Source organism: Enterobacter sp. SENG-6, from assembly GCF_001605945.1.
Taxonomy (GTDB): Bacteria; Pseudomonadota; Gammaproteobacteria; order Enterobacterales; family Enterobacteriaceae; genus Enterobacter; species Enterobacter cloacae.
Genome location: NZ_LOMM01000005.1, coordinates 80702 through 104948, shown reverse-complemented (window position 1 = coordinate 104948; position 24247 = coordinate 80702). Strand labels below are relative to the sequence as shown.

Genomic DNA, 24247 nt, shown 5'->3' with positions numbered 1-24247 from the left:
TCAGTCTGAGACGCGTTTTTTCTGCCGCTTATTTCAGCAATCTGACCCGGCAGGTTTTGCCTTTAATTTTACCGTTTTGCAGCTGCTTCCATGCCTTATGCGCAACCGCCTGGCGGATTGCCACATATACGTGTGCCGGATGAACGGTAATCTTGCCGATATCGGCGCCATCCAGTCCCATGTCACCTGTCAGCGCGCCTAATACGTCGCCTGGACGCATCTTGGCTTTTTTGCCGCCATCAATGCACAGCGTCGCCATTTCGGCTTCGAGTGGCACAACGCGACCGTTCCCCGGGGTGTTCACCCAGTTAAGCTTTATCTGCAGCATTTCAGACAAGATATTGGCGCGCTGCGCCTCTTCCGGCGCGCAGAAGCTAATGGCCAGCCCGCTGTTTCCGGCACGTGCGGTACGCCCAATGCGGTGAACGTGTACTTCTGGATCCCAGGCCAGCTCGTAGTTAACAACCAGCTCCAGCGATTTAATGTCCAGCCCACGTGCGGCGACATCGGTTGCAACCAGCACACGGGCGCTGCCGTTCGCGAAGCGAACCAGCGTCTGGTCACGATCGCGCTGTTCAAGATCGCCATGCAATGACAGCGCGCTTTGCCCGGCGGCATTCAGGGCATCACACACCGCCTGGCAATCTTTTTTGGTATTACAAAACACCACGCAGGAGGCGGGCTGGTGCTGGCTCAGTAATTTCTGCAGAAGCGGGATTTTGCCCTGCTGCGAGGTTTCAAAGAACTGCTGCTCGATGGCAGGCAGCGCATCCACGCTGTCGATTTCAATCGTCAGCGGATTTTTTTGTACACGACCGCTGATCGCAGCGATGGCGTCAGGCCAGGTCGCAGAGAATAACAATGTCTGACGATCTTCCGGCGCGAAGCGGATCACTTCGTCGATGGCATCGCTGAAGCCCATGTCCAGCATACGGTCCGCTTCATCCATCACCAGCGTTTGCAGGGCATCCAGTGAAACGGTGCCTTTTTGCAGATGATCCAGCAGACGGCCAGGTGTCGCGACAATAATATGGGGCGCATGCTGGAGCGAATCACGCTGCGCCCCGAACGGCTGTCCGCCGCAGAGGGTTAAGATCTTGGTGTTGGGCAGGAAGCGCGCCAGACGACGCAACTCACCCGCGACCTGGTCAGCCAGTTCGCGGGTCGGGCACAGAACCAGAGACTGGGTCTGGAACAGAGTGGCATCAATATGCTGTAACAGTCCAAGACCGAACGCTGCCGTTTTCCCACTGCCGGTTTTTGCCTGTACGCGAACATCGCGCCCCTCAAGAATGGCGGGTAATGCGGCCGCCTGAACAGGCGTCATCGTGAGGTATCCCAACTCGTTGAGGTTATCGAGTTGGGCGGCAGGCAGAACATTCAGGGTAGAAAAAGCGGTCACAATAGTCTCTCGTGGTCATCTTTGCGGTCAGATGGCGCGTATCCTCGCAGATCTCGGGGTTCGATGCGACAATTTAATCGGTTCTTCATCGGGCGGCGGGTCGGGCATAGGCTGCGGACGCGGAATGGGATCGGGCATGGGCGTTGGGTCGGTCGGGACCGGATCGGACTGCCGTGAATGCAGCCGTTGCAGCGCGAGTAGATGGTTCATCTTTCCCTCCAGTTTTTTGGATTGACCCTTTTAGGGTAGACCCTGAGAAACGGGAGGCAAAAAAAAGCCGACTATTAAAGTCGGCGTCGTACGAATCAATTGTGCTATGCAGTAATTCAAAAAAGGAAGTAAGACAATATGGAGCGCAACGCCCATCGCTTGACGTTGCATTCACCTGCGGGAGTAATAATGCACCTTACACGGTTTCTGTTTATTGACTTTGCTCAATTAAAAGAGCGTTTTGATCCGCGTAAAAGGTGGAAAAAGCGTAAATTTACAACCATTTACTACGATGCAACCACCATGCAACACCGCCAATCAAAGCAGCTAACATGACGCAAAACGCGGTAAAGCCGTAGCGATAAGCACCGCCGGGAATGCCGCCCAGGTTTACGCCAAACAGACCGGTCAGAAAGGTACTGGGTAAAAAGACCATTGCCATCAGCGACATCGTGTAGGTTCTTCTGGCCAGCGACTCCTGCATCACCTGTGCTATCTCATCGGCCATTACTGCGGTTCTGGCAATACAGGAATCAATTTCATCCAGCCCGCGCCCCAGCCTGTCAGCAATGTCCTGCATTCTACGGCGCTGGTCATCATTCATCCAGCTGAGACGCTCGCTGGCCAGACGGGCATATACATCACGTTGTGGCGTCATGTAGCGACGCATCACAATCAGTTGCTTGCGCAGTAACGCCAGGAAACCGCGTGGCGGTATCTGCTGATCGAGCAGGTTATCTTCCAGATCGATAATTTTATCGTGCAACTCTTCGATAAACTCGCTCGCGTGATCGGTAAGCGCATCGCAGACATCCACCAGCCAGCTGCCGCAGTCGGTCGGCCCGGTGCCCTCTTTCAGATCGTTTACCACGTCATCCAGCGCCAGCACTTTACGCTGGCGAGTGGAAACGATAAGCCCATCATCCATATAGACGCGCATCGCCACCAGCTGATCGGGACGTTCATCCGTGCTGCCGTTAATACAGCGAAGCGTGATCAACGTACCGTCACCCATCCGGCTCACGCGTGGCCGCAGGCTTTCCCCTGCCAGCGCATCACGCACGTTGTTTGGCAGTAAAGGGGTGGATGCCAGCCATTCAGCGCTGTCCGGATGGGTATAGTTCAGGTGTAACCAGCAGGGATGCGCGTGATCGATCACGTCGTTGTCTTCCAGCGGCCGGGCACCGCCTTTACCGTCAAACACCCACGCAAACACTGCGTCAGGAACGTTCAGTTCAGACCCTTTTATGCTCTCCACAACGCCTCCACCTTTTAGCTTTTCGTTGTCAGTCTAGCTTTCGGCAGAGGTTACGCAACCACTATGTTCCGCATGGCGCTGAAATCGCTCGGGAATTGTACGGGTAACGGCGGTGTCCCTTCAGGCGGAATGTCCTTGTCGCTGTGGGAACGCCAGCGGAACAATCGGTGTAGATAACGAATTATCAGCCGCGTATCCCCCGTCGAGCCGGAAATTGCGTGTCCGTGACTGCAGTTCAGTAACCTGATTGCGCAGCACGTCGGAGGATCCGTTAAGTTCCTCCGCCATCGCCACATTGCTTTGCGTAACCCTTTCCAGCTCTGATAATGCCAGCGTAATCTGTGAAATTCCCTTCTCCTGCTCGGATGTGGAACTGGAAATTTCATCCATCAGACGGCTGACATTGCCGGATCCGGCCACAATCTCACGCATGTTTTTTTCCGCTTCTGACACTACCGTCACGCCCTGTATAACGTTATTGCTGGTGACTTCAATCAGCGTTTTGATGTTCTTCGCCGCTTCCGCGCTGCGGTGTGCCAGATTTCGCACCTCCTCCGCGACCACAGAGAAGCCTTTTCCGTGGTCTCCCGCCCTTGCCGCCTCAACGGCCGCGTTAAGCGCAAGGATATTGGTCTGGAAGGCAATGCCGTCGATCATCGAGATGATTTCCGTCATTTGCTGTGCGCATTCGGTGATCGATTGCATATTGTGAGCAACCTGCCCCATCAACTCGCCCCCCTTACGCGCCTGAAGCGTTGCCTGATTGGCCTGTTCACTGGCGAGTCGGGTGTTATCAGCATTGTTTTTGGTGCTCGCAGCCATCTGCTCCATGCTGGCTGCGGTTTGCACCAGCGAAGCCGATTGCTGCTCCGTTTTCACCGATAGCTGCGCGCTGCGTGCGGAGAGTTGTTCCGATAAGGTCATGGCGGTTTGTGACGACGCCCTGATTTCCCGGACCAGTGTTGCAATATTGCCCGAAAGGCTGTTAATCCCGGGAATTAAACGCCCTGCGCAGTTGTTGCCAAACTCGGGGATTGTCACGCCAAGATTCCCTGCCGTGACTTCTTCAATACTTTTTTTCACAGTATTGATCGGTGTCACAAGATATTGGGTCATGTAAATCCAGAGTAAAAAAAGAGCAATCACATTTATTACATTGAGCGTTATTAAGAGTGACGATGCGCCGGTAAATAGAAAGACGACCGCTGCGTTTAGCAAAAAAAGAGACAAAAGGAAATAGACAATGAAGGTTCTGACACTAATATTTTTTAGCATGATTATTCCCACAACTTAATATTTTGGTCGGCATTAAGGTTTATAGCATTCGTACTGGCGTTTGTCCTCACGAATAGCGGTGCTTTGTCGTTTCGCAGTTAGCAACCTGCAATTTAACTTAAGTGAGATAAAAAAAGCGTATTGTGGGAAATATTGTGCCATGGATACTGTGATACTGGTCTGACACGAACTTAAGCGATACCATCACCTGCGGCTAAATGGGTTAATCACCACCCTATTTAAGAGACTTTGTTGCAATTAACTGCCCTTGTTTAGCTGTGCTTAACAAGTTAGAACTGAGAATATATTTTATATTGCTTACAGTTTTGCGTTTTAATAGTGCGGGCCGTTTTACGTACCCTATAACTAATATTGTTTGAACTCGCCTGCACGCACCAGATAAAGATCTGTCCCGGTTGGCGAAATCAGTAACCCCTTTGGCGTGGGATTGCATAATGCTCAATGTATCGTGGGACCCAGTGTTAATAGCCATCTCTTATCTTGTGGCCTTTATCGCCTCGTTTGTGTCCCTGGAGAATGCCGGGAAAATCCCGCTTTCCAGCGGAAAGGCCGCTCTGTTCTGGCGTTTTGCCGGAGGGCTTACGCTGGGCGTCGGGATCTGGTCGATGCATTTCATTGGTATGTTAGCGATGAAAATGCCCATGATCATGAGCTACAACCTCTGGTTAACCCTCGCCTCAATGGGCGTCGCGGTGGTGGCGTCTATGCTGGCAATGAATATTGCCGTGACGGGCGCTCGCCTTTCGCCCTTCAGACTGCTTCTCTCTACCTTAATTCTGAGCGCAGGCGTGGTGTCAATGCACTATATCGGTATGGCCGCACTGATGCTGGACAGCCCCATCATCTGGGATCACCCCATCATCGGTTTATCCGTATTGATTGCCGTAATGGCCTCCGGTGCCGCGCTCTGGTTGGCCTTTCACCTGCGGCATCAGCGAAAAGGGATCTTTATCAATCGCATTCTCGCCGCTTTAGTTCTGGGCGCTGCCATCTGTGCCATGCACTACACCGGCATGCGGGCCGCTCAATTCAGTGATATGGCTCATGCCCTACCCGGCGGTATCAGCGAACTGGGATTATCGATAGGGGTGTCGGTCACCACGGTGTGCCTGCTCGGCATAATGTTGATTATCTCACTCATTGATTCCCACTGGCGTACCAACCGGCTCACGGACAACCTTCAGGCGCTCAATCGACAGCTTGAACTACAGGCACGGTTTGATGCCCTTACCGGCCTTGCTAATCGCCACCAGATGGATCTGCGCATGCAGGATTGCCTGCGCAGCGCGTTGCTTAGCAATAAACAATTTGCCGTGATCTTCCTCGACGTTGATCACTTTAAACAGGTTAATGACACCTGGGGACATCACGTCGGGGATGAGTTGTTAATCACCATTGCGCAGCGCATCACGGCGAGGCTTACCCGTGAGATGACCCTGGCAAGATTGGGGGGCGATGCCTTTATTCTGCTGGTTCCAGAATGTGATGACGACAAACTCCAGTCTCTCCTCTCAACGCTGCTCGACGATGTGCGCCGCCCGCTTTCCGTATGCGGGCATACGCTGAGTACAACGCTCAGCGCAGGCGTCAGTCGTTATCCGCAGGATGGCGAAACGCTGCATGAGTTAAAGCTAAAAGCAGACGCGGCAATGCAGTACGTTAAAAAGCAAGGCCAAAACGACTGGGCGGTCTACCGGACAGAGATGTCGACGGCGATCCCGGCTAACCCCGGTTTTTTGCAGGAACTCACGCAGGCGCTTGAGCGCGATCAGTTTGAGCTGTGGTATCAACCCACCTGGCACGCTGAAGAGAGAACTATCCACGGCTTTGAGGCGCTTCTTCGCTGGCGACATCCCGAACAAGGCGTGCTGCTGCCGAATCTGTTTTTACCTTCGCTTGAACAGACGGGTTTAATTATTCCCGTGGGTAACTGGGCGATTGAGGCCGCATGCCGTCAGCTGCATTTCTGGACTGAACAAGGTTTTGCCCACTGGACGTTGTCTTTTAACCTATCCCCTGTTCAGTTTGAACAGCCGGATATCTTTCAGACCATATCGTCTCTGTTGCAGAAATATAATCTTTCTCCTTCCCGGCTCATCCTTGAGGTCACGGAGAGCACTGCCCTTAAAAATCTCGACCGCAGTATCGAATTACTGAGTGCATTCAACCAGGCCGGGATCACCGTCTCTATTGATGATTTTGGCACCGGTTATTCTAATCTGCTTATGCTCAGTGTGCTTCCGGCAAAAGAGCTCAAAATCGACAAAAGCTTTGTGACGTCAATGCTGGAAAATGAGAAAAGCCGCAAGCTGGTGGAGACCATTATTAATATTGCCCGGACCATGGAGATGTATGTTGTTGCCGAAGGGATCGAAACAGAAGAGCAACGAGCGGTGTTAACAGAGCTCGGGTGTGATTATTTGCAGGGTTTTCTGTTCGCCAGACCTTTGCCTGCCGAACAGATCCCGTGGCTACTGCTGCAGATTAATTCACAGAAACAGATTATACCAATTGGTAAAATTCATTCGGAATCCGCTTTTGTTTCACAAAAAAATCATGCTACACAGGGTTAACTGGAGTATGGTTCAGAGGAGTCCACGCGAGTCGATTCCGTCGTGATCGTCAGGCATATTGTGCCGATGTACAGGAATTCCTTATGTCGCAAAATTATTTTGATGCGCTGAATGTCATTAAAACCCCCGTGTGGCTGATCTCTCCCGTTTCCGGCCATATTATTTTTGCGAATACGACCGCGGTTCAGGTGATGGGGGATAAAACGGTGGATGATCTGCGAAAAGGCGCTTTCTCAGCCAATGCGCAAGACGTGCTGTCGATGTATATCCCTGAGTTGAAAACGGACCAGGAGATTGTCGAGATCTGGACAGTCTGGCGCGACGGGCATGAAACCGCGTTGAGCTGTCGTCTTTCGCTGACCCACCATGCGCCGTACGGCGACATTATCGTTTTTGAAGGGATTTCACATCCGGCACCGACCGGGCTTAAAGCGAGCCGCTCCGCTACTTACCAGCGAAAAAAGCAAGGATTCTATGCTCGCTTTTTTCTGACAAAAAGCGCCCCGATGTTGCTGATCGACCCTGCTCGCGACGGCCAAATTGTTGATGCCAATCTCGCCGCGCTTAACTTTTATGGCTACTCGCACGAGGAGATGTGCAGCAAGCATACCTGGGAGATCAACACTCTGGGACGCGATGTGATCCCAGTGATGAGCGAAATCGCCGATCTGCCGGGTGGGCATAAGCCACTCAACTTTGTGCACCGCCTTGCCGATGGATCAACCCGCCATGTTCAGACCTATGCCGGACCAATTGAGATCTACGGGGATAAACTGATGTTGTGCATTATCCATGACATCACCGAGCAAAAAAGGCTGGAGCTTGAGCTGGAACATGCCGCGTTACAGGATGCCATGACGGGCCTGCTCAACCGGCGACAGTTCTATATTATCGCTGAGCAAATGAATCTCACGCACCTTCCTCTACAGCAGCAATTCAGTTTACTGCTGGTGGATACCGATCACTTTAAGAATATCAATGACGTTTTTGGTCATCTGAAGGGGGATGAAGTGCTCATCGCACTTTCACGTACCCTGGAGGCCTGTAGCCGGAAAGAGGATTTCGTGTTCCGCTGGGGAGGCGAGGAGTTTGTCATTCTGCTGCCACGCACCTCTCTCGATACTGCAATGCAAATCGCCGAAACGATCCGGGCAGCGGTTGCCCGCATCTCGATCCCCGGCCTGCCGCGATTTACGGTCAGCATTGGCGTGGCGCGGCACAACCAGGATGAGAGTATCGACGACCTCTTTAAACGGGTAGATGACGCGCTTTATCGCGCCAAGAATGATGGCCGTAATAAAGTCCTGGCGGCATGAAACTGGTGTATCGGATAAAGCCCCGCTACAATGCCCATCTTGATGAAAAAGACTATGGGTGGGTATCGTCTGCAATGGGAAGAACAGAAATAATCCTCACCATAATTATTTTAATGCTTATTATTTTCGGATTCTGGTTTATCTTCAGCGGCGAGATCTGGTTAGTGGCGGAATATATTGAAAACAGCATTTACCCCACTTTCGACGCGCTGTAACGCACGTTTAATCTGTTGTTTCACCTACCGAAATTATCAGGTATCGGCCAACTCAACAGGCGCGTAAGATATGCGCCGTTATCCTCCATTATGTTGGTAACGAATTGCTAAATCACTTGCTTATTTTGCCCGTGCTCTGACGGGCTTTTTTATTTCCGACATTTGCGCTACACCAGGCTATATCTAAAACGTCGTTATCCATAAAAGTGAGAAAATGATGAGCAAGAAAATCCTGATGCTGGTGGGCGATTACGCCGAAGATTACGAAACCATGGTCCCTTTTCAGGCCTTACAGATGATTGGTCATCAGGTTGACGCCGTCTGCCCGGATAAAGCGAAGGGTGACTATGTCATGACCGCTATCCATGATTTCGACGGTGCTCAGACCTATAGCGAAAAACCGGGTCACCGTTTTATCCTCAATGCCGATTTTTCCGCCGTTAACGAGCAGGACTATGACGCCCTGCTGATCCCTGGCGGCAGAGCGCCTGAATACCTGCGGTTAAATGATGACGTACTGAAGCTGGTGCAGGCATTTGATGCCGCGCACAAACCGATTGCGGCCGTGTGCCATGGCCCACAGTTGCTGGCCGGCGCCGGGATCTTAAAAGGACGAACCTGTAGCGCCTACCCGGCCTGTGCGCCTGAAGTGCGACTCAGCGGCGGCGAGTACGCCGATATCGGTATCGATCAGGCTCACGTTGACGGTAATCTGGTCACCGCACCGGCCTGGCCTGCGCATCCGCAATGGCTGGCGAAATTTGCGAAGTTGTTGGAATAGGCCTGCAAGGCAACCTGCTCTTTACATACGCTCTTCAAGCCAGACGATCGACCGCAACAAAAAAGCGTTCTTCCGTCAAAAGAGCACGCTCTTTAATGCTCTGAAACTCGCGCCGGATAAACCAGCCCGCTTCCGGCGCCATGCTCAGATAAAACACCTCACGAAATCCCGGAGCTTCAACACGCATTCTTACACAACCCGTTTCTCCTGCACGAAAGAGCTGCTCTGGCACGATACTGACACTACGCTCGCCATTCTGCAGAAGGATAGTCGCTATCTCATAGCGGCAAATTCCGCTGCTCAGGCTATAACCTAATGTGCTCAGATCGTGAAGATACTGACGTGATAACGTGACTTCAATGCTGGTGACCGCAAACCACTCAATGATTTGCTGCGCCAGCCCCTCTAACCGCTCGCAGAATTCAACGATTTCAGCCTCAACTGAGGTGTTACCTGACGTTATGTTCTTGCTACTCTGTTGCACTTTTTTAAAGAAACGTTCTCTGGCTGACACGTTGTTGCCTCTGTTCATTTTCACACGGTTAAACCAGGATCAGCCCCCTGCGCTGACCGGCCATTTTTATCTTCCCGGATACTTCCTCGCCTTCTTAAACGAGGGAACCCTTTGTAGCTATTCCGCCGTTTTTTGTTTCATCAGGGCATAACGAGCAATCAACTGCTGCAGATGCTGTTCTGTCTGGCTCTGCTGCGCGGCAGGCCACGGCTGGTTTTCAGGAAGATCTGCCAGCTGTCGCAGTTGTTCCTCTGCAGGCACGGCACTGTTAAATGCCTGCATCATGGTAAATACCGCTGATTTCAGCTCGCTGACCGTCATGTACTTACCCCGCTGTTCATCAAGTGCGTTAAGCCGGTTCGCCAGTTGTTGTAATTGGATCATTCCCTGATGCCAGCCAGTCAGATATGGTTGCGGAAGTGCTGCAACGTTAACCTGCTGCTGCCACTGTTGCGCCAGCGGTTTCGCCTCTTGCGGCCAAAGGATCACCGCCTGCTGCACCAGGCTATCGCCGTAGCGCCATGCCCAGTCAGGTTTCAGTTCCCTAAGCTGTGCGAGCCGATTTTGCGTCTTGCTAAGCCCTGCCACGGGTGATAGTGACGCTTGTCGCAGCGCCTGCAACTGCGCTTTGGATAATTCGTCAGGTAAAGGCGCCAGAGTGGCATCGAGCTGTGTTTGAGCCGGATCTGGTGTATGCATCGTCTGCCATCCCCATGCCACCGAGCTGGCAATCACCAGCATGGTCGCCATTCCGGCGACAAATGGCTTCCAGGGCTTCACCGGAGGCGGCGCGGTCATCACCTGCCTGTCCGTCAGCGGCTCCGGCTGCGCAACATAGACCCACCTGACGTGTTCTGCCGGGGTCGTAAAGCTGGCCGGGAGAACAGCACCTCCCGCCTCCTGCCTGCCGTCGCTGTTTTCCAGCCGTACCGCCGCGTTATGGACCAGGGTACGCAGGGCATCAAGCTGGCTGGCATGCCTTAGTTCAAGACGCTGCAATATGTCGCCCAGTGCGTTCAGGTGCTCTTCTGTCTGGTACAACTGGCTGAGGTCGGTACAGGTCAGCGTGAAGGTGCGCATCGTCTGTTGTAATCGTCTGCTGAGCGCGCTGAGAATTTCCATACGCGCATGTACAGGCTGCGGCCAGATATTGCCCCACTGGCGGGAGAGGAGCGCGTCCAGTATTGCCAGTCCTTCGTTCATGCCGTACAGACCGGCCAGATGCGTTCGGACGAGCGTATACCAGGCCGCAGTCTGCAGTTCCACCCCATTGTGCTCAAACAGCGACAGACAGAGCTTTTCCGCCTGCGGCCAGTTGATGTCCGGTCGCGCCGGATGGGTCAGTTTGTTCATTTCGTCACGCAGGGCGGCGTAATCCGCAAGCGTACGCGGGTCGCCGCCGGTTTTGAGGTGGCGTTCGAATTGTGTCGTCATGATGGTTTCAGCCTGAATAAAAATCAGAGTGCGGCGCGGGTATCAAGGTACTGCTGCTGTTTCAGGTGGCGGATTAACACCCTGCCCTCCGGCATAAATTCCGTACCGTAACGGACCAGACCGATGCCCTTCAGCTCCGCGTCGATGGCGTAGCGCAGTTCGCCGGGAATAGCCTGTTCAAGCAACACCACATCGATTCTCTTAAGCCGGGGCTCGTACTTAAGCAATACAGACGATAAGATCCCCATCAGTTCATGGGTCGTACCCGGCATCCCCTGCAGAATTTTGGTCATATCCGGGAGACCATAGTCCGGCAGGTGCGCCAGCGTACCGGCGCGGCAGTTGAGCACGCGCTGCATGTTATCAAGTACGGATAAAATCACCTGGTTCTGCTCACTGACCTGGTGCAGGCTCAGACCACCGGAAAAATTACCAGTCAGCATTTCATACAGCGATGGCGTGTTATGTCCCTGTGGCATCAGTCATCCTTTCGCGGTTGTAATGTCAGATGGTTATTCCCAGCTTCAAGAATGCGCGGTTTATCCGGATCGAGATCTTCACGTCTGAGCACCTGTTTCCAGGTGTTGTTAACCATATCCGGATGGCGGAACAGCCCGACCACCGCGACAAAATGCGCTTCTTCTTCCATCGGCATATCAAGGCTCACATCTCCGCCCGGCTTCACCACCACGTCACGGCTGGCCAGAAGGTCCGCTTTAAGAATGGTCTCCCCGTCCTTCAGCAGCTGCTGATAGACCATTTTGTCGAAGATCTTGCGGTCTTTCAGTTGATATACGCGGACTACCACCGGCTCAGACAGCGAGTTACTTTCGCGGGAATCGGTGTTCAACGCTTCACGGGCGGTGAAATCCAGATGCAGTACCTTAATTTTTTTATAAAACACAGCGTTAAATGCCGATTTAGTGCCATCAGTGATACCCTGCGTCATCCCGCAGCCCGCCAGGCTGAACGCCAGCAGTGCAGGCAGCCAGCACGCGGGTTTAATCAAACTTGTACGTAACACGTCGGTTTCCTTGTTGTGGTGTTGCAGGTTGCAGGCCGGTGTAATAGCCCAGTTCCGTCGTAAAGGTTTGCGGGATATCATCTGCAAACGCTCCCTCCTCCGCCCCCAGTACGCCGTTCATGCCGAGCCAGAAAGATCCTTCACCGAGCGGTGGCACGGCCAGCAGGCGGGTCAGGGTTGTCAGGGTGATTTTTGCCTTAAAACGCCAGCCAAGGTAGACACGCAACATTACCAGGAAGTCCTGATACAGCAGACCGTCCGGTTTCCATCCCTGTGATTCCTGTTCGTTATCGGTGGACAGCGCGATCAGCAGCTGGCTGCTGGCATCCATCGCTTCATCTCCAAGTGGCGTGTTGCCATCCAGTAGAAAATCGTCATCACCGTAAAAACCCAGTGGCTGACTGACCTCCACCGGACGCAGGCAGTACGGGCTGACCGTCACGGTGGTATCCGGTGCCAGCAGGCTCACCAGGGCCTGTATCCCCTCCTGGGTTTTCCCCGGTTGCTGAAGTACACCCAGCAGAGCCAGAAAACGGGATACCGGTGTGGCAATGTGGTTCGCGGTGCCGGGAATACCCAGCCCCACCAGGCCCAGCAGCGACTGCGAAATGCTGTCGGTCCCGCCGGGCTCAAAGGTGGCCGGGTAAGAGTACTTACGCCAGATGCGGTAAAACTGCGTCAGGATGCGGTGGCTGAAGATATCCAGAAACCCCTGCAGCGCGTCATGTCCTTCACGGCGCTGAGTGATGTCATCAAGATACGCCGTCGGCAAGGGGGAATCGACACCGTACATTCCCATGAAGGTCGCTCGAATAACCGGAGGTGTGTTGTCATCGTCTTCGTCATATTCGACAGACTTCAGTTCACCGGCTGGAAAACCCATCCCCGGATGCGGTGCAAAGCGTACCGGGTCATCTGCGGGATGACTGGTTGAACCCATCAGTGGCCTGCCCGGATGACGTTTCTCCAGCAACTGACAGAAACGATAAAAATTCATGCGGTGCAGATCGGCTTCCAGCCGCGGGGTCAGCCGGGAATGCGGCGATTGTGCTTCTCTTCCCATTCCAGGCGCTCTCCTGTCGGTTGCAGAATGATAATCAGGCGGTTAAACAGATAAATGTCGGTATACAGCGCGAAGAAACGGCTCAGCATCTCACCAAACAGGCAGATGTCGCCGCGCCCGGCAAAGCCGTGGCTGTCCAGCGTCACCTCAATCTGCACGCCACGAACCAGATAGCCCTGCTCAAAGCGCGCGGTTTCACGGTGCTTCACGTCGAGGATGGCTTCCAGGCGGCGGCGGTTCATCTCGCTGTCGGTCCATTCATACAGCGCCAGGGTCCCGCGCAGCACATCGGCGTTATCCATCATCGACAGAAACCCGCTGCCGAGGTGACTCAGCACGCGCCAGTGAAAACGGTCCTGCGCCGGAGGATAACAGGGCAGCGTTGGTGCACACAGATTGCGCACGGCAATATTAGCCGAAGTCGTTTTCATCACCGTATCAAGTACAGTACTCTGCAGCGCACGCCGTGGCAGCTGGCCGTTGGTACCGGTGAGCGTCAGCGACAGACTCTCATCTTCCGGCACCGTATGGTTATCAAACGCTTCACCGCCGAGGATGAGCCAGGTGTTATGCAACCCGGATGGCCCCCGGCGCACGCGGGTGTGGTAGTAATATTCCGGGGCTTCATGACGCATCATTCCGCCTTTGTGACGGAAGCTCGAAAACGGCACGTAGGTATGCAGGCTCGATGACATCACCGAATCCACGGTGTATATCTCGGTATGGCCATCCTGCACACGCATCGGGCGCAGCATATATTCGGTTTGTAAGGAGTTAAGCGTCAGTGGGTCAGATTCCAGCGGAAACAGGTTAATCACCGGCACGCAGTTCAGGCGCAGATGCTTTTCGGTAAAGCTGAAATCGTGCTCCCAGCGTTCTGCCAGCACCACATCGATTTCAAACCAGGGGAGTTCAGCCGGAAAGGCCACGCTCTCCAGTCCGCGCAGCCCCGTAAACATGAATTTCTCGCGAAAGGTGAAATACTCCAACAGCAACTGGTAACCGCTGAAACTGCTGTCCCCCTTCGGCCACAGTCTGTCATCATCACCAAACCCCAGTGCGGTGAAATACCCGTCCAGCGGTCTTCTGTCCGTGTCACCCGGCATCCGCAGCCAGAGGCGCGCAGTGTTCATGGTAAAGGCTTCATGCATGGCGCAGGCCAGTGGTGCGTCAGCATTGAAATAGAACGGGATCTGGCTGAGATCGACATAACTCCAGTCAGCCAGATGGCTGCAGCTGAAGCGCAGGCTGATGACCGAACGCCCGTCCGGATCAGTCGACAGGCGGGCATGCTCCAGTGCAAGTGGCTGTAGGGTTATCTCTTGAGTTGTGGTGTAGCGACAGCGTGTGCCTTTTTCACCGATCGGTCGCGAGTTTACTTCGAAGCCTTTGTCAATACGCATCGGTTCTTTCATCTCACGCCAGTCGGGGGTGAACTCCACCACCGACATCGAGGGAATGGTGCGCAGGTAATGCGGCCACAGCAGGCTGACCAGCCCTTCGGTCAGTTCAGGCAGATCGTCATCAAGCTTCTCGCGAAGACGCCCCATGAGGAAGGCAAAGCCTTCAAACAGACGTTCCACGTACGGGTCGCGCGCGCCCGCTTTATCAAGATTGAGCATTGCTGCCTGCTCGGGGTGAGCACGGGCAAATTCTTCGCCCGCTTCCAGCAGGTAGCGCATTTCAGCGTCGTAATAACGCAGGGTTAAATCGTCCATAAAAACCTGAATATGTGTGTTTTAAAGGTATGCAGGTGTTGTTACCCACAAAGCACCGCACTGCCTGCCGGGTCAAGTGCAATCAGACCGGCCAGAAGCTGGTCCATCTCCGGCTGAAGCCGTGACTTATCAGCTTCACTGCGTGTGGCTTTTATGCGCAGCAGTCGGAAGCGGCGCGATTTCACTTCAAACAACAACGTCGGCGTCCACTGTGCGAGGGTGATGGACTGTGCGGCATTGTCGAGCTCATCCAGTAAATGCAGGGCCAGTTCATTTTTACCTTTCTGCTCGGCCACACGGGCCATCAGCAGACGCAGTAACCATCTGTCTTTTGTGGTGTCGGTACCCGGGCGTGTCTGAAGCCAGCGGAGTGTGGCATCCAGTCCTTCGCTGTCTGCTTTCTCCAGTGCTTCAGGTTCAAGCGCCAGAATATCGTTATCACCCGTACTGATAGCGCTGACCGGTTCATCCCGCCAGCCGCACATATCGTCCAGCACGCTCTGGTTTATCCAGTTCAGCGTGACCTCATCGGCGAACGGTGTCCCGTCGTTAAAGGCCAGGGTTTCAAGCCCGGTAAGACGGCGCAGCAGCCCTTTCAGGTCGGCTGTGATCATGTCGGCCAGCACATCCTGCCCCGACTTCATCAGGGCCTGATGGGTATACCACTGCAAATCCAGCCAGAGGTGATTGGCACCGCGCGAGAAGGTATTGTCCGCCTGCTCCAGTATTTCCAGCCAGCTCTGTTGCAGATAGAGTCGCTTGAGCATCGCCCGCTGGTCAGCTCGCGGCGGCTCGATGCGCGTTTTCCCGTCAGCATCCGGTGCTGGAATAGCACTCAGCGTGTCATGACGCAGGCTTTTCATCAGCCGGTGCGCCGCAAGCCAGCCACCGGGTTGCTCACGCAGGTACCCCGTCAGGGTGCGAGCCTGAGCCAGTAAGTCCTGACCCGAGGTGATGCGGCTCAGCACTGGCGCGTCCTGTTCTGTCGTGTGAGATGGCTGCTGACTACGTGTCTGATTGCTTGCGTTCTGCGGTACCACGGCATCCACGCCCCCGCCTTTCATCAGGCGGGACTCAAGAGCGCTGTACAGAGCATTCAGCTCCGCCCGTAACGCTTCAGGCTCTGTCTCCAGGCTGTCAGCAATGAGCAGTAGCGCCCCGGCGGTACGCTGTGCATCCTCGCGTACGACCTCCGGGTACAGTGACAAACTGTCCAGTACACGGGTACCGCCGAGCCATTCCAGCGCGGCCTTGCGGCTGCGGTCCCGCCGGGGGTGAAGCTGCATGCCGTAGCGCTGCAGTAATCCTGCCACCAGTTCAAGCCCTTCGGCGAAGCCAGCTTCGCCATCCTGGTGCAGGCGCGCCCAGCAGTAATAAGTCGCAACCCGGATATCTTTTGCCGTGGTGGTCATCAGTTTTTCGGCAAGCGTGCAAATCAGCCCGGTATCGATGCCGGAAAGCTTATTGACCTCCTCGCGAATGCGCTGGAAATCATCGTCATATCCCGGGTCTTCTCCCGTCGGACAGGTCACGCTGACCGGAGCAAGCCAGCGCAGCCAGCGTTCCGTACGAGTCTGCGCCTGCTGTCGCAACAGGGTTTCATCCGCCTGACAGGCGGCCACCAGATTCTGCAAAATATCCATTATTCCGTTCCGTCCATATCACTGCTTTCCGTACTGTCCATCAGCGCCTGCGCCGTGGCCGCGCTGTCGACGCTGAATATCTGATCCGGCAGCGTGAAGCCGCGCAGTGCCAGTAACGCCAGCGGCCCGCTGCCCAGCTGTGAACGCAGCACCCACTGCAGGGTACGGCCATCCGGCGCGGTGAAACTCATCATCCACTGACTGCGATCAAGCTGCGCACACTTGCCCTGGTCCAGCCAGCGAATAAAGCCCCAGGTCCCGCTGTAATCCCCGAACAGACGCGCGCCGGCGTTGACCGTGGTCCAGGTTAGCATGGTACCCGGCTTGTACGTGTCTCCCGGCCAGCGGAAGGACTGCCAGTCAGCCATCTGGTTGAAGTAGTGCAGCTTTTGTCCATCAACAGTCAGTTGCGTCTCCACCACCTGCGGTACCGGACGAGCCTGCAGTTCGAAGCTGATACCCTGGCTGCCGTCGGTAAACAAAATGTCCGACAACTGACTCAACTGATTAATCGCCCGCAGGAAGGCCGGGTTAAAACTCAGCCCCTGGCTGTTGACTTTATCCGGCACCCACTGGCTGCCCTCCTTGTGCAGAACACCACCGAGCTCTGTCGTCAGGAAGCGTTCAATACGTCCGCTGTCCTTACGCACAAATTCAGCCAGCATCGGCAGGGAGGCATCACTTTTACTCGCGGCAAACGGGAAACGCCCGTCAAATGCGGTGTGCCAGTTCGCCACCACAGAGCGGCTCCACTTGTCATTGAGGCTCGCCGCCGACGGCTGAAGCACGGTTTCCCAGGCCTGGGTCAGAGGCTGCACAAACATCGTGCTGCCAAAACCACTCCACTCTTCGCCAAGACTTGCCGAAATCAGACTGCCGTATTGCTGGGTGTCGGTCAGGTCCACGCTTTTGCCCTGGAATACGGTCTGCGCCAGGGTCTGCATCATCGCCTGCGGGTCAGAGGCACTAGCCACCTGTTGCAGGCGCAGACGCACGCGGGTGATACGGGTCAGGTACGTCTGCAGGCTCAGGGAGTTATCAGCCGACATGACGTTGCTGCCCTTGTTTTTACCCAGAAGCTGAAGCAACGGTCCAAAGGTGTCATCCAGCGGCCCCTGCGGTCCTGACGCAGACTGATCAATCGCAGGCTTATCTTTTCCACCTACGAGATCTTTAGCCGATTTGATGATGGAGTCCGAAAGAGCTTCGCGCTGCTGTCCGGTCTGTCCCTGCCAGGCGACGGTATTCATCAAGGCGATCAGCGGTGACTGGCGGACATCGCTCATCAGCGTCAGCTGGTAGGTAACATCCGCTATGTTGTTCGCCAGATTAAGTTGCAGGCTGTTGAGGAAGCTCAGCCAGCTGCCAGCAAAGTCAGTGAAGTAGCGTTGTGTCAGACGCGCTTTCAGTGCTTCCGGCGACAGGTCTGAAGAGACTGCTTTTCGGCTGTCGCTCAGCACCCAGTCGATTTCATCCCGGCGGGAATTTGCGGCCTTTTCGATAGCCTGCTGAATCCCCCCCTCCCAGGCCTGACGGGTGAACATTCCCGGTACCACCTCATCGGTGGTAAACAGGCGACGGGCATCGGTACCGCCGGTCATGTCCTCCAGAGACACATCGGCAAAGTTACGGCGCACGGATTTGAGCATGTTCTCGTACAGCGTGCTTTCCGCGTTGCGCCGTCCTATCTGCTGCAGCAGCACCTGGCGGCCCTGGCTGACCAGCTGCGCATCCGGCGTGATTTTCCACTGTGGCTGCGCTGGCAGTTCGGATATATAGAAAGCCCACAAATCCGGTGACAGGCTTTGCCACAGGCCTGCTGAGATACCCATTCGCGTCGGCTGCACGGTTTTCATGGTCTGCGCGTAGAATGCGCCGTCGGCTTTATCCGGACGAGCCATCATCAGCCAGGCTTTCAGCTGGTCATAGCCCGGTTTCGCCAGTCGTGCCCGTTGGTCACTGTTGGGGGCAGAATTTGCCAGCGCGCTGAACTTCTGCTTAAGCGCCTCATTTGCCGGGTCACGTATCAGGCGGTTGTTTGCCACGCCGTACCAGGGCAGCATCGCATCAAGCAGTTGCTGATTATGGTCGAGGCCGAAGCGCTGATACCAGGGCGCTCCGTCCTGGATACTGTGCTGCAGGCGGCCGGCATCATTGCGCAGAGTATGCAGGGCCGTCAGCTGGTAATCCGATACGGAAGGATGCTCCACCAGGGCATGCGCCTGCTGCGCAACAGAGACTATATGTGACCGGTTAACCGCGAACGACAGCAGCGTTCCCGCCCCCCAGACACCGATAATGGCCATCAGCGTCCAGGCAAGCGTCTGCTCCCACGCCATACCGACACGGCGGCCACGCACGCGGGGGCAGTCGTCAACGATACCCTGCCAGGTTGCCGGCAGGGTCAGCGCATGACGCTGTGACCCCGGAATATACTGCTCAGCGTCGGCTGTGCTCGCTGACGTACCGGCAGTTTTCTTCTCCGGCAGGCTGAACATCAGCCCCCGCAGGGGAACGCGCTGCCGGGAGGCAGCCAACCATGGCACCAGTTGCTCAGTCCAGCGGACGATACCGCCGTCCTGGAGATGCTGACCCAGGCGCAACAGAAAGTCGTGGCGGTTGTTCTCAGTGACCTGACTCACACCCAGCGTTCGCAATGCAGGCAGCATCTGCTCAAGCTGACGTGTAATATCGTCAGCTTTGGCACGCAGCGGGAAGCTTGCGCCTACCGCCTGCTCAGGACGCGTATCCTGCGACCAGTTGCTGTCACACAACTGCCACAGCCAGACCGGGGCGGAATAGCACAGCAGTTCGCTGATTTTTTCCAGCCCGCGTAAATCGTTGTCGCTGATTTGCGGGGTCAGCTTAAGCGACTGCGGTAGTACACGGATAATCCCGTCCAGCGGGCGTCCGCGTCGCAACTTGCGCAGCGCGATGTATTTTTCGCGGTCAGGCTCCGATGACAGGCTGCCGCCGTAAATCAGCACGGTGCGGTTGCCTTCAAGCCACTGCTGCTGTTGCAGGCCGGGTACCAGTTGTTCAATGGCCTCGTCGTCGCCGGTGACTAAAAGCAGGCGGACTTTGCGGCGCCAGAAGAAGTAGTAGCGTTTACGCAGCACGGTGCCAATGTCTCTGGCGAGCGTCAGGCGCCTTTCCCTGGTCTTCTTTTTGGTTTCATTTTTCTGTGATATTGCAGTCGTTCGTTTGACCCGACTGATGATCCAAAAATGAACGGCAAGGAAAGCCAGTGCGATCACACAGGCAAGTGTGACCCAGAGGAGGCTGCACACAAGCAGAATTGGAAAAATAACTGACCATTCCGTCGAACGCTCTCCGGCAATAAACCAGTATGCAAATCCCCCCAGCATGATCACCAGAGTTACTGCCACAGCAATAAGCAGTACAGTGATCCCGGCAGAAATTTCCTGGGTCTGGTTTTTGTCCTTATCTGTTTCCATGTGGTTTTACGATCCCAAGTGCTAAGGTGTGGAGGGGGTCTGACGCTATCCAGCCGCAGGGTTTTGCTTCACTCTTAGCGGTAATTGCAGCGAGCGATATCACAACCAGCGCATCAAGCTTTCCAGGATCGCCCCAGTAGTCATCCTGGATATTGTGGGTCACATTCCAGCCACAAGCGGCGAGTTGAGGTTGCTCCGGGTGTGAGAAGAGAATGCACCGTTCGGGCGACTCATTAAGTTCGCTCTGTTTTTCGGCTCGCAAGGCGACGTGCTGCAGGGATTCACTATCAGAAGGCTCAAAAAATTCACCACGGGATAATGTGACGTCCCCCTGGTTTCCAGCCAGCCACAGAACTGCGCATTCACCGGCAGGACGAGTAGAGTCAGAAACAGGAGATAAAGACTGGCACCCGGCAATCAAAAAATTAGCCTGCTGTTTATTGTCCGCAAGAACATTAGCCAGTAAGGATAATGTTTTCTCCCCTTGCCATAACTCAGGTAATTCAGGAGGTTTAATTCCAGGAAAACTCTCAATGAGCTGTGCCACAAAGGCTTGCCAGGCTTCAGGGCTCCCCTGCCAGAAATACTTCTCCGGAGAAACTAATAATTCCTTACCTCGCTGCCTTTTCCATTGCAATACCAGCATTTGAGCCAGTTGTTTTTCACGTTCAATAAGAGCAGAAGAGAAACTTCTGGCAATACGCAACGATTTACCCAGGGATTCCTGCCTGACTAATGGAGCCTGATGCTCTCGCTTAATCACACGCAGCCAGTCAGAAAGCTCAACGCCTGCCGGCCCAATCAGGACAATATCTTTCAGGGCAAACTGACGCTGATGTATTTCCCACCAATGCCTGCGCTCATTTTCTGCTTCGCGCTCCCAGGTATGTGAATGATGAACTGAAAGGCGAAAAAAGATCGTGCGTACAAACCAGACAACACCGCCGAGTAATACCATTCCAACCATGCAGATAAGAATGATACTGGTATTGGCATCGGATTTTCTTGCCATTGCCGCGATGATACCAGAGAGCAAAACCAGAGCGGCACCTCCCCCTAACCAGCGCTTTGCAATCGGCGGTTTCGCAAGACGATAACGAGGAAATACAGGAATAGCTCTCACTGCGCAACCCTGCAATCTGGGTTGGAACTCACCAGCGTACAACCACATGCGCAGCGATGACCATGTAATGCTACTGGTTGACCGTCAACTTTTGTCAGAGAGCTGCCTTCGACAATCGTTGTCATCCCATGCTTATTACATTTCACCGCATCACCTTTTACGGCAATACCTTTACCAAAATAAAGATAGTGACCGCCAATAACTGAACCACCATACTCTTTAAGCGAGTCACCCTGCCTGATAATATGTTTCATCAATATTCCTTACTTGAATTAAACAGGATAGAAAATGAACCATCACCATATTTTGAGAATATCAGCTTTGGTTTCGGCCAGTTTCGCAGCATCCAGGGCTTTACGTGTCTGGCTACCCAATGGCGCAATTCCATTTGTCATTGCAGGTTGAATAGTAGAATCTGCATTAATAATTTCAGGCGCACTTGCCGCAGCAGGGGTGATAGAAATCATTTGTTTAATATCAGATGTAATTTCATCCGAAATATTATTGGTGATAGTCGTGTTATCAAAAATGAGACTGGCTCCTTTTATCGCTGATTTAAGTTGGCCTTCAACAAACCGGCCATATTTTGCAATCATTGAGACATTTTTACTCATCAACTCACCAAAATAAATCATCCGATAAAGGAAATAACTTCCCCAGGGTTCTCTGTCACCAAAGGTTGCCTGCATAAACCAGGCGCGTGAGTCATGAACCTGATCGTCAAATAATGATCTGACCAGACTGTCTGGCGATTGAGCAGGTTCTCCAGCAGATTGTTTAGGAAACAGTTTATTAAATTTACTGTCACCTGAACTTTTGATGCGATCATACTCAACAGAGAAATCATTCTCACTGAAGGCATACATCACATTAGATAATTGCTGAGACACCGTATATTTCCAGTTTCCCGTGACAGGGCGTGGTTTAGACTGATAATCGGCATTGAATTCTTCTGCCGCCTGTCTTAGCTGAACCTGAGCGATAGCCGGGTCAAAATCTTTTGGCCCTGGGGGTAATGGTATGAACTTTTTATTTTTGAACCTATTATCCACGATTGCTCTCAGGCGCGCATCATCCACATCTTTTTGTTTCCGTTCTTGCTCAGCCTTAGATGCAGCCAGAGCGGCCGGGTCTGAGTCTTTATTTTGCCACTCAGCACCTGACGATTTGTAAAACCCCTGAGATTTATAAGCACCATTTGCATATCGCCCGATACGCCAGGCCGTAATCCAGCCGATTTGATTTTCAAGGGCACTAATTACATTTGAACTTGCTCGAATAGGATTATATTGAATATGATTACTATCAGAACTTAAGTTTAGAGTAACTTCACGCCAAGCATTGAATCTATTTACCAAATCAGTATCAATATCAAACTCTAATACTTGGTCTGCAGATAAAGATCTCCAGACATCTTTTTTGAGCTCATCAGGCAACGAATTTTTTGTGACTTTTAGTGGTGCCCCTCCCTGAAAGGCAGATGAATACATATCATGCAAAGCAATTTGTGATAATAAATAACTATCGTTACTACCAACAGCTTTACCTTGATCTCCTGGTGGATAACCTCCACCAATATCGGAGTGCATTCCAGGATAAACCACTTCCGTAGCATAACTTGGGTAAGTTCCGTCGCTGCGGCAAATTGAATCCAGCGGGAAACAAAGCCTTTGTTCGTGGGATGAAACGAGGTGAGTGCATTTTTTGATCAGCCCATTATCCGGTAATTCCATGGTGTCATCAGCCCAGCCCATATGCCCTTCTGCGAATGGCGCAATATTTGCTATGCCAACGGATGCCACAGTGTCGAGCAGGCCAAGAAATTCAATACTTAAGGGGATTTTTACGTCACCCGACTTCAGACAAAGCTCAGGTTTACTTCCCTTTCTCCTGCCCCCTGGCAGCAACTCAGATAGCCAGTTCACAAATGCTCGCGCACTTGCTGCACCGCGGGAGAAACCATAGACATATAACTTAATGCCTAATAGCTTAGGTTTCCCTGGTTCTGGTTGTGTAACTGCCTGTTTCAGTTTAGGTGCAAGATCTGCTGCCTTTAAAAGTTCATTAAAAACGGTATAACGCCTGTCTGGCCCGTCCGATCCCAGATTTGATGTCATTCTGTTGACGGCGGCATAACACTCGGCGTCAGAAATCTCGGTTAAACCCGATGTTCTTCTGAGTGCGTCAATAATCCGTAGCAGCCCCCAGTTGACGCGCTCTTCACCAAAAGAGGCAAAAGCCAAACCTGGCATACTGTAATCAAGGTCATTAACTTCAGGAAAAGGTGTGCCTACCCCAGGAATATAATATTTATAATATTTGTTGCCTGACGTTCCTGCTAAATCAACCAGCTCTTCAGTATGTCCCTGAACCCCACCAGCATAACCCTGACCGATAGTTGCACGAAACAAACGAGCAATATTTGTTGGATGTTTAGGACTGGAAATATACAGATCGTTATTAAGATTATTTCCTGTGCCATCAAAAAATAAACTGATATGCAGAGTTTTACAGCAGGGCGGCTCTACGATTTTACCCGCAGCTTGACAAAGCTCATTCCGGTATGCCAGCTCATGGCTGTCCTGCTGTTTACAGTTTCGCTTCGTTGCTGCTGTATCTGTTGGTAAACGCCCTTGTTTTGGAAAGTGAGGTGGATACCATGTTAAGTCTGGATTTATTTTGGACATACTTCAGGCTCCTCCATCTTAATCGGATCCTTCATCGGGTAATTCGGATTGCCATAATCGTAACAACTGGTTGTCACTTTTACCTTGTCGCACGGAAGGAAGTGTATTTTTATCCCACAGGTTTTTTGGCCGTTATAATCAGGAACAGGCACTATTGCGGTATGTTCTATATGGCTTGCCTTTATTTTTTTTCCCATTCTAAATACTTTGCTCTATTTTCAAATCCAGGGAAGTCATCTGTAGATGCCTCTCCTGTTTCCCAGTCTATTTTTACCGTCATTCCCGGTTCCCATTTTGAAGGCACACCGAAATAACCAGCACCGCCTCCTCCCTGCCACGGGCCGATAATATCGACACCGGACTGCCCGTTGACACTAAAGTGGTTGATGGCCCAGTGGGTATGGTTGATTGCCTCAATGGTTCCGCCACCGCCGCTGACGGAATCAGATTCAGCAGGCTGATTACAGCCCGTTAACAGCAATACCGCTGCAACTAAAGAGAGAAAGGGAGATTTCATTTAACACTCCTTGTG

At 53.3% G+C, this 24247-nt stretch carries 19 protein-coding genes and 1 pseudogene; 4 read left to right on the top strand and 16 right to left on the bottom strand.

Features of this window, described 5'->3' with window-relative positions; all coding sequences use genetic code 11:
• Positions 1-28 precede the first annotated feature (28 nt).
• The 4 genes from dbpA to AX755_RS03460 form a co-directional block, all read right to left on the bottom strand.
• Positions 29-1402, bottom strand: a complete 1374-nt coding sequence (dbpA, locus tag AX755_RS03470; RefSeq protein ID WP_045294241.1) for an ATP-dependent RNA helicase DbpA — start codon at positions 1400-1402, stop codon at positions 29-31.
• Positions 1403-1429: 27 nt separating this feature from the next.
• Entirely contained in the window at positions 1430-1612 is a 183-nt protein-coding gene (gene ynaL / locus AX755_RS25930; protein ID WP_071830099.1) for a proline-rich small protein YnaL, read from the bottom strand.
• A gap of 274 nt (positions 1613-1886) precedes the next feature.
• Positions 1887-2870 (bottom strand): zinc transporter ZntB, encoded by a 984-nt coding sequence (zntB, locus tag AX755_RS03465; protein ID WP_029882921.1) that lies wholly within the window; start codon positions 2868-2870, stop codon positions 1887-1889.
• Between the two features lie 120 nt (positions 2871-2990).
• Positions 2991-4145 carry a methyl-accepting chemotaxis protein gene (locus AX755_RS03460; RefSeq protein ID WP_062856287.1) on the bottom strand — a complete coding sequence of 385 codons (1155 nt, stop codon included), beginning with the start codon at positions 4143-4145 and terminating at the stop codon, positions 2991-2993.
• A gap of 455 nt (positions 4146-4600) precedes the next feature.
• Here AX755_RS03460 and AX755_RS03455 point away from each other — a divergent pair, with 455 nt between their 5' ends.
• The 4 genes from AX755_RS03455 to AX755_RS03440 all read left to right on the top strand — a co-directional run bounded on the left by AX755_RS03455 (position 4601) and on the right by AX755_RS03440 (position 9051).
• Positions 4601-6739: a putative bifunctional diguanylate cyclase/phosphodiesterase gene (locus AX755_RS03455; RefSeq protein ID WP_062856286.1), complete on the top strand. Its 2139-nt coding sequence runs from the start codon at positions 4601-4603 to the stop codon at positions 6737-6739.
• An 83-nt stretch (positions 6740-6822) separates the two neighbouring features.
• Positions 6823-8055 (top strand): sensor domain-containing diguanylate cyclase, encoded by a 1233-nt coding sequence (locus tag AX755_RS03450; protein ID WP_062856285.1) that lies wholly within the window; start codon positions 6823-6825, stop codon positions 8053-8055.
• Positions 8052-8270, top strand: a complete 219-nt coding sequence (locus tag AX755_RS25995) for an Ecr family regulatory small membrane protein (RefSeq protein WP_020689199.1) — start codon at positions 8052-8054, stop codon at positions 8268-8270. The genes AX755_RS03450 and AX755_RS25995 overlap by 4 nt, the downstream gene beginning before the upstream one ends.
• 217 nt (positions 8271-8487) lie before the next feature.
• Complete coding sequence (locus AX755_RS03440; protein WP_073971400.1) at positions 8488-9051, top strand: DJ-1/PfpI family protein; 564 nt, start codon at positions 8488-8490, stop codon at positions 9049-9051.
• Between the two features lie 34 nt (positions 9052-9085).
• Here the strand turns inward: AX755_RS03440 and AX755_RS03435 are convergent, their stop codons facing one another.
• The 12 genes and pseudogenes from AX755_RS03435 to AX755_RS25260 all read right to left on the bottom strand — a co-directional run bounded on the left by AX755_RS03435 (position 9086) and on the right by AX755_RS25260 (position 24232).
• Positions 9086-9565 (bottom strand): hypothetical protein, encoded by a 480-nt coding sequence (locus tag AX755_RS03435; protein ID WP_062856310.1) that lies wholly within the window; start codon positions 9563-9565, stop codon positions 9086-9088.
• Positions 9566-9682: 117 nt separating this feature from the next.
• A complete protein-coding gene (locus AX755_RS03430) occupies positions 9683-10999 on the bottom strand; it encodes a VasL domain-containing protein (protein ID WP_062856283.1) in 1317 nt (438 codons plus the stop codon).
• Positions 11000-11022: 23 nt separating this feature from the next.
• Complete coding sequence (gene tssE / locus AX755_RS03425; protein ID WP_038419559.1) at positions 11023-11478, bottom strand: type VI secretion system baseplate subunit TssE; 456 nt, start codon at positions 11476-11478, stop codon at positions 11023-11025.
• The gene (gene tssJ / locus AX755_RS03420; protein WP_062856282.1) at positions 11478-12023 is read right to left on the bottom strand and encodes a type VI secretion system lipoprotein TssJ; all 546 of its coding nucleotides are present in this window, start codon (positions 12021-12023) and stop codon (positions 11478-11480) included. The genes tssE and tssJ overlap by 1 nt, the downstream gene beginning before the upstream one ends.
• Complete coding sequence (gene tssG / locus AX755_RS03415; RefSeq protein WP_038985117.1) at positions 12001-13086, bottom strand: type VI secretion system baseplate subunit TssG; 1086 nt, start codon at positions 13084-13086, stop codon at positions 12001-12003. Before tssG ends, tssJ begins: the two co-directional genes overlap by 23 nt.
• The gene (gene tssF, locus AX755_RS03410; protein ID WP_062856281.1) at positions 13050-14804 is read right to left on the bottom strand and encodes a type VI secretion system baseplate subunit TssF; all 1755 of its coding nucleotides are present in this window, start codon (positions 14802-14804) and stop codon (positions 13050-13052) included. Before tssF ends, tssG begins: the two co-directional genes overlap by 37 nt.
• A 41-nt stretch (positions 14805-14845) precedes the next feature.
• The gene (gene tssA / locus AX755_RS03405) at positions 14846-16447 is read right to left on the bottom strand and encodes a type VI secretion system protein TssA (RefSeq protein ID WP_062856280.1); all 1602 of its coding nucleotides are present in this window, start codon (positions 16445-16447) and stop codon (positions 14846-14848) included.
• Positions 16447-19905 (bottom strand): ImcF-related family protein, encoded by a 3459-nt coding sequence (locus tag AX755_RS03400; protein ID WP_062856279.1) that lies wholly within the window; start codon positions 19903-19905, stop codon positions 16447-16449. Before AX755_RS03400 ends, tssA begins: the two co-directional genes overlap by 1 nt.
• Positions 19892-21028, bottom strand: a complete 1137-nt coding sequence (locus AX755_RS03395) for a hypothetical protein (RefSeq protein WP_224085101.1) — start codon at positions 21026-21028, stop codon at positions 19892-19894. Before AX755_RS03395 ends, AX755_RS03400 begins: the two co-directional genes overlap by 14 nt.
• On the bottom strand, positions 21025-21282 hold the full coding sequence (locus AX755_RS03390; protein ID WP_008805181.1) for a PAAR domain-containing protein: 258 nt from the start codon (positions 21280-21282) through the stop codon (positions 21025-21027). Before AX755_RS03390 ends, AX755_RS03395 begins: the two co-directional genes overlap by 4 nt.
• 42 nt (positions 21283-21324) lie before the next feature.
• Positions 21325-23715, bottom strand: coding sequence for a T6SS phospholipase effector Tle1-like catalytic domain-containing protein (locus AX755_RS03385; RefSeq protein WP_062729478.1), 2391 nt, complete (start codon positions 23713-23715; stop codon positions 21325-21327).
• A pseudogene (locus tag AX755_RS25260) lies at positions 23703-24232 on the bottom strand (DUF3304 domain-containing protein). Before AX755_RS25260 ends, AX755_RS03385 begins: the two are co-directional and overlap by 13 nt.
• Between the last annotated feature and the right edge of the window lie 15 nt (positions 24233-24247).